Source organism: Geodermatophilus sp. SYSU D00663, assembly GCF_054050655.1.
This window is the reverse complement of the sequence record NZ_JBJGZT010000035.1, coordinates 26,995-37,250: the sequence shown is the minus strand read 5'-3', so window position 1 is coordinate 37,250 and position 10,256 is coordinate 26,995. Positions and strand designations below refer to the sequence as shown.

Annotated in this window: 8 protein-coding genes; 7 read left to right on the top strand and 1 reads right to left on the bottom strand. The window is 77.1% G+C overall.

Annotation, left to right across the window (positions count from 1 at the left end; genetic code table 11):
* Positions 1 to 334: 334 nt before the first annotated feature.
* The gene (locus tag ACI79Z_RS20910; protein WP_456903776.1) at positions 335 to 472 is read right to left on the bottom strand and encodes a hypothetical protein; all 138 of its coding nucleotides are present in this window, start codon (positions 470 to 472) and stop codon (positions 335 to 337) included.
* A gap of 242 nt (positions 473 to 714) precedes the next feature.
* On the opposite strand from ACI79Z_RS20910, the gene ACI79Z_RS20905 reads away from it, so the two are divergent.
* The 7 genes from ACI79Z_RS20905 to ACI79Z_RS20875 all read left to right on the top strand — a co-directional run bounded on the left by ACI79Z_RS20905 (position 715) and on the right by ACI79Z_RS20875 (position 10,201).
* Positions 715 to 2,835: an MMPL family transporter gene (locus ACI79Z_RS20905; RefSeq protein ID WP_456903774.1), complete on the top strand. Its 2,121-nt coding sequence runs from the start codon at positions 715 to 717 to the stop codon at positions 2,833 to 2,835.
* Positions 2,836 to 2,959: 124 nt separating this feature from the next.
* A complete protein-coding gene (locus ACI79Z_RS20900; RefSeq protein ID WP_456903772.1) occupies positions 2,960 to 3,838 on the top strand; it encodes a nucleoside hydrolase in 879 nt (292 codons plus the stop codon).
* Positions 3,839 to 3,891: 53 nt separating this feature from the next.
* Positions 3,892 to 5,172 (top strand): glycerophosphodiester phosphodiesterase, encoded by a 1,281-nt coding sequence (locus tag ACI79Z_RS20895; protein ID WP_456903769.1) that lies wholly within the window; start codon positions 3,892 to 3,894, stop codon positions 5,170 to 5,172.
* Positions 5,169 to 5,447, top strand: coding sequence for a hypothetical protein (locus ACI79Z_RS20890; protein WP_456903767.1), 279 nt, complete (start codon positions 5,169 to 5,171; stop codon positions 5,445 to 5,447). Before ACI79Z_RS20895 ends, ACI79Z_RS20890 begins: the two co-directional genes overlap by 4 nt.
* 130 nt (positions 5,448 to 5,577) lie before the next feature.
* Complete coding sequence (locus tag ACI79Z_RS20885) at positions 5,578 to 7,662, top strand: SpoIIE family protein phosphatase (RefSeq protein WP_456903765.1); 2,085 nt, start codon at positions 5,578 to 5,580, stop codon at positions 7,660 to 7,662.
* A gap of 97 nt (positions 7,663 to 7,759) precedes the next feature.
* Entirely contained in the window at positions 7,760 to 9,358 is a 1,599-nt protein-coding gene (locus ACI79Z_RS20880; protein WP_456903763.1) for an FAD-dependent monooxygenase, read from the top strand.
* 87 nt (positions 9,359 to 9,445) lie between these two features.
* A complete protein-coding gene (locus tag ACI79Z_RS20875) occupies positions 9,446 to 10,201 on the top strand; it encodes a hypothetical protein (protein ID WP_387993966.1) in 756 nt (251 codons plus the stop codon).
* Positions 10,202 to 10,256: the final 55 nt, after the last annotated feature.

Below are 10,256 nucleotides of genomic sequence, written 5' to 3'. Positions count from 1 at the left end.
CACTCTCGATGTCATCAACCAAAGGAATCCCTGCGCTCCACCACACGGTGCAGCGCCGGGGGTTTGTTACTTGGCACTGACTTTCGGCACGCTGTTGAGTTCTCAAGGAGCGGACGCGCTCGAACCCCGGCCTTTCCAGGCCTTCGTTCGAGGCGGTGTCCCCACTGTAACACCGGCTCCGCAACGGTCCGGCCCCACGGGCCCTCCCGGCGGTTTCCCGGGCCTTCCGGCCCGGTCCGTTCTCGCTCGGTGCAGGAAGAACCATACACGCCCCGGAACGGGTCCTGCACGGGGGTCCGGTGAGTCCCGGGCCACACCCGTTCACCGGGGTCGGTCACGGGGGCGGGGCGTCCTCCGCGTCGTGGTCGGACAGGTCCTGCGGCACGCCCTCGGACGGCGCGCGGTGCCGCTCGGGATCGGTCTCGCTCGCCAGCCGCTGCTCGACGTCGGGGGTCTGCTCCGGCTCCGTCACAGGAGCGACTGTCCTCCCCCACTGCCGGCGCCGCAGCGCGTCCGGTGCCGCACGTACCCGGACCAGCGCCGACCACGGCCGGCGAAGGGCCGGTCACGGGTGCGAGGCACACGCCCGGTAGGGCCGCCCGGTGCGATCACCGGGGACCAACGTCGCTGACGGGCCGCCGGGCCCGTCACTAGCGTCCGGCCCGACAGTCCCCGTCCGGGTCCGCCGGCCCGGTGCACCCGGAGGGCCCGGTCATGGGCAGGTCCTACGCGTCCCGTGTCAGTTCCCCGCGCCTGAAGTGGGTCGTCCTCGTCGTCTGGGTGGCGCTGGCCGCCGCGGCCGCTCCCCTCGCCGGCGGGCTCACCGGGGAGCAGGAGAACGACATCGCCGCCTGGCTGCCGCAGGACGCGGAGTCCACCCGGGTGCTCGAGCTCCAGGGCGAGCTCGGCGCGAACCCCGACCTCATCCCGGCCGTGGTCGTCTACGAGCGGGCGTCCGGCCTCACCGCGGAGGACCTCGCGGCCGTCCAGGAGGACGTGCGCGCCTTCGGGGAGCTCGACGCGCTCTCCGGCAGCGTGCTGGGGCCGATACCGGCCGAGGACGGCCAGGCCGTGCAGCTCGTCGTCCCCCTGGACGTCGGGCCGGACGGGTGGGAGGCCATCGCCCCGATCGTCGACGACATCCGCGCGGAGGCGTCACAGGCACCCGACGGGCTCGGGACCTGGGTGACCGGACCCGCGGGCAACGCCGCCGACTCGTCCGAGGCCTTCGCGGGGATCGACGGCACGCTGCTGTTCGCCGCGCTCGGCGTCGTCATCGTTATCCTGCTGCTGACCTACCGCAGCCCCGTCCTGTGGGTCCTGCCGATCTTCTCGGCGGTCATCGCGCTGGTCTGCGCCCAGGCCGTCGTCTACCTGCTGGCCCGTCACGCGGACCTGACGGTCAACGCCCAGAGCGCGAGCATCCTCACCGTCCTGGTCGTCGGCGCGGGGACCGACTACGCCCTCCTGCTGGTCGCCCGGTACCGGGAGGAGCTGCGGCTGCACACCGACCGGCACGAGGCCATGACCGAGGCCGTGCACCGGGCCGGGCCGGCCGTGGTGGCCAGCGCCGGCACGGTGGTCCTCGGCATGCTGTGCCTGGTCGCCGCGGAGATGAACTCGACCGCGGGCCTCGGGCCGGTGGCCGCGATCGGCGTCGCCGTCACCCTGGTCGTGCTCATGACGCTGCTGCCGGCGCTGCTGGTGATCTGCGGCCGGTGGGTGTTCTGGCCGGTGCGGCCGGCCTTCGGCAGCGCCGAGCCGAGCGCCACCGGGTGGTGGGCCCGCGTCGGGACCTGGATCCGGCCGCGCCCCCGGGCGACGTGGATGGTCACCAGCGCGCTGCTGCTGCTCGCCTGCTTCGCCGTGTTCCGGCTGGACCCGAGCGGCCTGACCCAGTCCGAGGGCTTCCGCGGGACGCCGGAGTCGATCGCCGGCGAGGAGGTCGCCGCGGAGCACTTCCCCGCCGTCGCCGGCAACCCGGTGGTCGTGGTGACGACGGCGGACGACGCCGACGCGGTCGCCGCCGCCGTGGCCGAGGACGACGGCATCGCCGCCGTCGCTCCCCCGCAGATCGTCGGGGACGGCGCGCTGCTCGAGGCCTCGCTGGCCGACCCCTTCGACAGCGCGGCGGCCGCCGCCACGGTCGAGCAGCTGCGCACCTCGCTCGACGACGTCGGCGACGGGCAGGCACTGGTCGGCGGGACGACGGCGCTCAACCTCGACGTCCAGACCGCCTCGCAGCGGGACAACCGCGTCGTGATCCCACTGATCATGCTCGTGGTGCTCGTCGTCCTGGGCCTGCTGCTGCGGGCGCTGGTCGCACCGCTGGTCCTCATCGCGACGGTGGTGCTGTCCTACGGCGCCGCGCTGGGGCTGAGCGCCCTGGTCTTCGGCTGGGTCCTCGGCGTGGAGGCGACCGACAGCTCGTTCCCGCTGTTCGTCTTCGTGTTCCTCGTCGCCCTCGGGATCGACTACAACATCTTCCTGATGACCCGCGTGCGGGAGGAGTCCGCCGACCACGGCACCCGGCGGGCCGCGCTGGTCGGGCTGGCCGCCACCGGCGGCGTGATCACCTCGGCGGGGCTGGTGCTCGCGGCGACGTTCGCGGTGCTCGGCACCCTGCCGCTGACCTTCCTGACGCAGCTGGGCATCGCGGTGGCGCTCGGGGTGCTGCTCGACACGATCGTCGTGCGGTCGGTGCTGGTCACCGCGCTGACCCTCGACGTCGGCCGGTGGATGTGGTGGCCCGGCCGGCTGGCGCACCGCCTCGACGAGCCGGAGGTGCCGCCCGCACCGGCCGCGTCGCCGTCCGAGGCGCCGGCCCGGACCTGACGCCGGCCGACGTCCCGGGACGGCGGCGTTCCGCTCAACGGCACGGGCCTGGGGCACCGGCGGGCACCCGGGGCAGGGTGGACCGGCCCGCGCGACCCGCCGCGGCGGACCGGAGGAGCCCCGGGTGGAGCACGGAGGACGGTTGCGCCTCGCCGAGCAGTGCCGGGTGGTCGTCGACAACGACTGGGCCGGGGACCCCGACGGCCTCGTCGCGCTGGCCCACCACCTGCTGTCCCCGACCAACCGGGTGGTCGCCGTCACCAGCTCCTTCCTCAACCCGGTCTTCGGCCCGCTGGGGTCGACGGCGGAACGGGGCTCGGCGCTGGCCCGGGAGCTGGTCGACCTGGTCGGCGGCCCGTCCCGGCCGCCGGTGCACACCGGCGCGGAGGGACCGTTCGACGGCACGTCGACCTCCGCGGCCTCGGCGGCGATCGTGGCCGAGGCGCGCCGGGACGACGACCTGCCGCTGTTCCTCGTCTGCGCCGGCCCGCTGACCAACGTCGCGGCCGCCCTGCAGGAGGCCCCCGACATCGCCGGCCGGCTGACCCTGGTCTGGGTCGGCGGCGCGCGGGCGGCCGGGGCCGCCGAGTACAACCGGGACACCGACCCCGCGGCCGCCGAGCTCGTCCTCGCCCGGCCCGAGCTGGTGATCCGGCAGTTCCCGCTGGAGACCTACCGGCGCTGCGCGTACTCGGTCGCCGAGCTCGAGCGCGACCTCGCCGGCAGCGGCCGGGTCGGCCGGTGGCTGTGGACCCGCTTCCTCGAGCTCCCGCTGCCCGACTGGATCCGGCTCGGCGGCGTCTGGCCCCTCGGCGACAGCCCGCCGGTGCTGGTCACCGCGCTCGACGACGAGTCGAGCACGTGGACCGAGGCGGCGGGTGGGACCCGGCGGGTCTACACCGACGTCGACACCCGGCTGCTGTTCGGCGACATGCTGGCCAGGCTCCGCCTGCACGAGTCCCGCCAGGCACGCGGTGGGGGCGGGACCGGCCGGGACGGGTGACCGTCGAGCTCGTCGACCACCCGACGGCCGTGCCCGGGGTCCTAGGGTTCCGCGTGGACTTCGCCGACCTGAGCCGGCCGTTCGTCATCGCCCACCGCGGCGGGGCCCTGCAGGCGCCCGAGCACACGATGGAGGCCTACCGGGTCGCCGTGGGCCAGGGGCTGCCGGTCATCGAGCAGGACGTGTCCACCCTCGCCGACGGCGGCCTCGGCGTCATGCACGACGGCACCGTGGACCGCATGACCACCTCCAGCGGCAACGTCGCCGACCACACGTCGGTGTCCTGGAAGCAGCTGGAGATCGACGCCTCGGCGATCCTCGGCGGCGGCTGGCCCGACGGGCTGCGGCCCCCGCTGTTCGACGAGGTGCTCACCGAGTTCGGGAACCGCGTCCTGCTGTGCGCCGAGGCCAAGGGCACGGACGCCATGGACCCGATGACCCGGGCGCTCGACCGCCGCGGCATCCGCCCGGGGGCGGTCCTGCTGCAGTCCTACTCGCTGACCGACTGCCGGCTGGCGCGCTCGCGGGGCTGGCAGGTCATCTGGCTCGGCAGCACCGACGTCGCCCGGGCCGCGGCCGAGGGCATCGGCTGGATCGGCCCGGAGGCCGGCCAGGTCACCCCGGCGGTCTGCGCGCGGGCGCACGCGGCCGGCATCGAGGTGGCCTGTCACACCGTCGACCGCCGCCACCACCGGGACACCGTGGTCACCGCCGGCGTGGACGCGATCTTCTCCGACGACCCCGTGTACCTCGCGGGCGACGCCGCCCGTCGCCCGTCGGACCTGTTCGCCCGGCAGGTCTGGCTGCCGGGGATGCAGCCGGACACCGACCGCGGCCGCTTCCACCCCGACGACGCCTCGTGGGGCTCCGCCGGCTCCGCCACCTCCACCCTCATGGGCTTCCTGGCGCCCCCGGACCCGGCCGCGTTCACGCTGGACCTCGACCTCCGCATGGACGAGTGCCACGCCGACGGCCGCACGTCCTGCGGATCGGTCCTGCTGAGCACCGACGACCACCCCCACCTGCCGACGTCACCGTCGTCCCCCGGTGTCGACGGCTACCGCGTGCTCCTGCGCGCGGACGGCGACGTGGAGGTGCACCGGGTCGCCGACGGCGTCGCCACCCGGCTGGCGTCCTCGACCGGCGGCGAGGCGCTGCGGATGGGCGCCTACGTCGCCCTCCGCATCACCGTCACCCCCGCCGCCCTCGTCGTACGCGCCGGCACCGCCGGGGAGACCGTGACCGTCGCGGACGCCTCGCCCCGCCCCGTCCCCGTCGTCCACCTCGGCAGCGTGTCCGCCGGGGTCCGCTTCCGGAACCTGGTGTTCACGTGACCGATCGACGCCCGACCGACCAGCGCCCGACCGACCAGCGCCCGACCGACCAGCGCCCGACCGACCAGCGCCCGACCGACCAGCGCCCGACCGACCAGCGCCCGACCGATCCGCGCCCGCTCCCGGGCCACGGCCCCGCCGACCCGGACGGGTACCTGGTCGAGGAGACCCCCGGCGGCTACCGGTGGACCTGCCGCTCCGACGGCCGGACCGGGGGGCCGTTCCCCACCCGCGAGGAGGCCGTCGCCTCCGCCGAGGCCGACCGCACGCCCTGACCCGTCCGGAGCGCTCGGTCCCGTCCCGCGCGGAACGGACCCGGCCGATGCGTGAACCGGGCCGCCGCCCGGGTAAGCGCGGGGCCCCGTGGTGCAACCGCCCCGGGTCGGAACTCCGATGGGTGTGCGCGTGACCGACCACGGCGGAGCAGACGCCGACGCGACCAGGAGGGCGCCCGCCGACGGCCCCGGACCGGACGACGAGGAGCGGCTGGCGCGGACGGTCGGGGACGCCGGCGTCGTCCGCACCGCGTTCGACCAGGTGCCGCTGATCCTCGCCGTGTACGCCGGACCCGAGCACACCGTGGTGGCCACGAACGCGGCGATGCGGTCGTTCTTCGGCCGGGACGAGCTCATCGGGGCGCCGATCCGGTCGGCGCTGCCGGAGCTGGCGGGGCAGCACGTCTTCGAGCTGCTCGATGAGGTGTACGCCACCGGCCGCAGCCGGGTGGCGCGGGAGTGGCGGCTGCAGGTCGACCTCGGCGGCACCGGCGAGCTGCAGGAGGTCTGGCTCGACTTCCACCTGGCGCCGACGCGCGCCGTCGACGGGCGGGTGAGCGGCGTGGCCACCTACGCCTACGACGTCACCGAGTCCGTGCGGGCCCGGCAGGCCGCCCAGCAGCAGGCCGCCGACGCCGAGCGGCGGGCGCGCGACGCCCGCGACGTCGTCACCGCGCTGCAGGAGGCGCTGCTGCCCACCGACCTGCCGGTGCTGCCCGGCGCCCGGATCGCCGCCCGGTACCTGGTCGCCGACCGCGACCAGGTGGCCGGCGGGGACTGGTTCGACGCGATCCCGCTGCCCGGCGGCGGCGTCGCGCTCGTCGTGGGCGACGTCGTCGGGCACGGGGTCGCCGCGTCGGCGGCGATGGGCCAGCTGCGGGCGGTGCTCTCCGACGCGCTGGTCACCGGCGCCGGGCCGGCCCGGGCGCTGGCCCGCGCGGACGCGTTCGCCGCGCGCAGCCCGCGGCTGCGCGCCACCACCGTCGGCCTGGTCGTGCTCGACCCGGACACCGGCGACCTCGCCTACGCCTGCTGCGGGCAGCCCCCGCCGGTGGTCGTCGCCCCCGACGGGTCCACCCGGTTCCTCGCCGACCTGGGCGGCGAGCCGCTGGGCACCGGCGTCCCCGGCACCGCACCGGCGCTGTCGCGCGACACGCTGGCGCCCGGCGAGCTGGTGCTCCTCTACAGCGACGGGCTGGTCGAGCGGCCGCACCGCAGCATCGCCGACGGCATGGCGGAGCTGGCCAAGGTCGCCGCCGACGCCGCGACCGGGCAGGCGCCCCTCGGCGCCGGCGCCGGCCCGGCCGAGCGGGTCTGCCAGCTGACCGTCGAGCTGCTCACCCGCACCGGCTACGACGACGACGTCACCACCCTCGCCGCCCACCGCCTGCCGGAGCCGGTGCCCCCGCTGCACGCCGAGACGACCACCGACCGCGGCGGCATCCGCGGGCTGCGGCGCACGGTCGACACCTGGCTGGACGAGCTCGACCCGGCCGACGACGACCGCGACGCCGTGGAGCTGGCGGTGTGGGAGGCCATCGCCAACGCCGTCGACCACGCCTACCCGCCGGGGCTGCCCGGGCCGGTGCGGGTGGACGCCGCCCTGCTGCCCGACGGCGTGCTGGAGTGCCGCGTCACCGACGAGGGCAGCTGGCGCGACCCGGACCCCGGGGCCACCCACCGCGGCCGGGGGCTGCTCATGGCCCAGCAGCTCACCGACTCCCTGCACGTGCTGCGCGGCGCGGGCCCGGCCGGCGCCGGCACGGTGGTCACGCTGCGGCACCGGCTGCACCGGCCGGCGATGCTCGGCTCCGGCGTCGGCCGCGACGCCGCGCCCGCCGCCCGCCCGCCGTTCGCCGTCGACGTCGCCTCCGGGGACGGGGTCCCGGGCGACGGCGTCCTGGTCGGCGAGGCGCCGGGCGGTGGGGACGGCGGGCCGGCCTCCCGCGACGTGCGGCTGCGGGTGTCCGGGCCGGTGGACGTCACCTCGGTCGAGGCGCTGGCCCGGCAGCTGGCCGCGGCCTCCCGCGGCGGGGTGCTGCCGCTGACGGTCGACCTCAGCGAGGTGACGCTGCTCGCCAGCGCCGGCGTGCAGGTGCTGCACCGGGTGCGCGACCAGCTCGCCGGGCACGGCCACGCGCTGACCCTCGTCGCGCCGCCCGGCAGCGCCGCCCGCGCCGTCCTCGACCTCGTGCACCTGCCCGCCACCGGCTGACCCGCGGCTCCCGCGTTGGAGCCTCCTTGGAGCGCGGCCCGGGACCCTGGCCGCCCCCCGGGCGGCGGTCCCGGGGACCACCCGGGCGGGAGGCGCCATGGAGGACGTGCTCGTCGTCGGGGCCGGCCCCGTCGGTCTCGTCGCGGCCTGCGAGCTGGCCCGCCAGGGCCTGCGGCCGCGCATCGTCGACCCGCTCGAGCAGCCGACCGACCAGTCGCGCGCCGTGCTGCTGCACCCGCGCAGCCAGGAGATGCTGGCCGCGCTCGGCGCGCTGGACCGGATCGACGCGGCCGCGCGCCGCATCGGCGCGGTGGAGATCCGCGCCGGGGGCCGCCCGCTCGTGCACCTCCCGCTCGGCGGCCTGCCCACCCGCCACCCGTGGGCGCTGGACGTGCCGCAGTCCGACACCGAGGCCGCGCTCGCCGCCCGGGCCGCGGAACTGGGGGTGACGGTCGAGCGCGGGGTCGGGATGGCCGGCCTCACCCAGGACGCCGACGGGGTCGACGTCACGCTGCGCGGCGCGAGGTCGGAGGAGCGGGTCCGCGTCGGGTGGGTCGTGGCCGCCGACGGCGCGCACAGCCCGACCCGCAAGGCGGTCGGCACGGCCCTCGCGGGCACCTTCACCGGCCGGCACTTCGTCTTCGCCGACGTCGACGCCGACACCGACCTCCCGCCGGACACCGTGCGGCTGTTCGCCTCCCCGGAGGGCATCTCGGGCCTGTTCCCGCTGCCCGGGGAGCGCGTGCGGCTGATGTTCCTCGTCGCCCCGCCCGCCGAGGGGGTCTCCCCCACCCTCGAGCTCGTGCAGGCGCTGGCCGACCGGCGGATGGAGGGCCGGGTCGCGGTGCACCGGGCCCGCTGGCTCACCTTCTTCGAGGTCCACCACGGGCAGGTGCCCCGCTACCGCCACGGCCGCGTCCTGCTCGCCGGCGACGCGGCGCACGTCCACAGCCCGGCCGGCGGGCAGGGCATGAACACCGGCATGCAGGACGCCGCCGGGCTCGCCTGGCGGCTCGCCCTCGTGGCGCGGGGCCGCGCCGGCGCCGCCCTGCTGGACTCCTACGACGCCGAGCGCCGGCCCGTCGGGGCGGCGGTGATCCGGGAGACGACCGCGCTGACCGCCGCGGGCACCCTGACCGGCGCCCCGGCGGCGGTGCGCAACGCCGTGCTGTCCGCCGCGGGGCGCGTGCCGCGGCTGAGGAGTGCCGCGGCGGCCCGGCTGGCGGAGCTGACGGTCGCCTACCCCGGCAGCCCGGTCGTGGGCTCCGCCGGCCGGGCGGTGGCCCGCGCCGCCCGCCCCGGCCGGCACGCGCCGGACCCCGCCGGCCTCCTGGACGCGGACGGGAGCCCGGTCCGGATCGGCGACCTGCTGCGGCGCCCCGGGCACCTGCTGCTGGTCCGCACCGGCGACGCCGGCGTGCTCGCCGCCCTCCGCGGCACGCTGGGCGACCTCGGCACCGTGGTGCCCGTCGTCCGCGACGCCGCCGACGCCGTCGCCGGTGCCCTCGTCGACCCGCACGACGTCGTCGGCCGCACGTACGGGACCGGCGACGACGGGCTGGTCCTCGTCCGGCCCGACGGCTACGTCGGCTTCACGAGCGTCCCCGCGGACCCCGCGGCCCTGGCGGCCCACCTGGGCGACGCGCTCCGCGTCGCCGCCGCCCGCACAACCGTCCCCGGGGCCGCGGCCCGGTGATCCGCCGGCCGCTGCCGCGGGGGCCCCACGGCGCTCCCGGGCGGGGCAGGATCGCGGACCGTCGCACCCACGCCCGCGGGAGGTGCCGTGGAGCTGGAACTGGAGATCCTGCCGGTGGTCAGCGGCCGGCGCGAGCTCGTCACCTGGCTGGTGCTGGGCTTCCTGGTGACCTTCCTCGTCACCCGCTTCGTCACGCACGCCATCCGCCTCGGCCGGGGGCCGTTCCGGGACGCCAGCGTCGGCGGGGTGCACCTGCACCACGAGGTCTACGGGATCTTCCTGCTGCTGGGCACCGGCACCGTCGAGTTCACCTACCGCCCCGAGGGGGCCGGCGCCGTGCTGGTCGCCGTGCTCTTCGGCGCCGGCGCGGCCCTGACCCTCGACGAGTTCGCCCTGTGGCTGCACCTGGAGGACGTGTACTGGTCCCGGGAGGGCCGCAGCTCGGTGGACGCGGTGCTCATCGCGCTGGTGGTCGGCGTGCTGCTCCTGGCCGGCGCCAACCCGTTCGACGCCGACGACGCCGACAGCGAGGTCGCGATCGCCCTGACCGTCGCGGTCAACCTGGTGTTCGCGCTGGTCGCCGTCCTCAAGGGCCGCGTCGTGCTCGGCGTGGTGGGGGTGTTCGTGCCGCTGGTCGCGCTCGTCGGCGCGGTGCGGCTGGCCCGGCCCACCTCCCCGTGGGCCCGGCGCCGCTACCCGCCGGACGGCTCCCGCGCGCGGCGCGCGCTGCGGCGGTTCCCGCCGGGCCGGCGCAACCGCTGGGACGGCCTGGTCGACCTGTTCACCGCCGTGCCGCGGTCCACGCCGGCCGCGGCGGCCCCGGGCACCCCCGCGACCGGCTGACCGCCCGTCCCGCGAGCCCTACCAGCGCGGGCGCCGATGCGGTACGCAGGGCAGC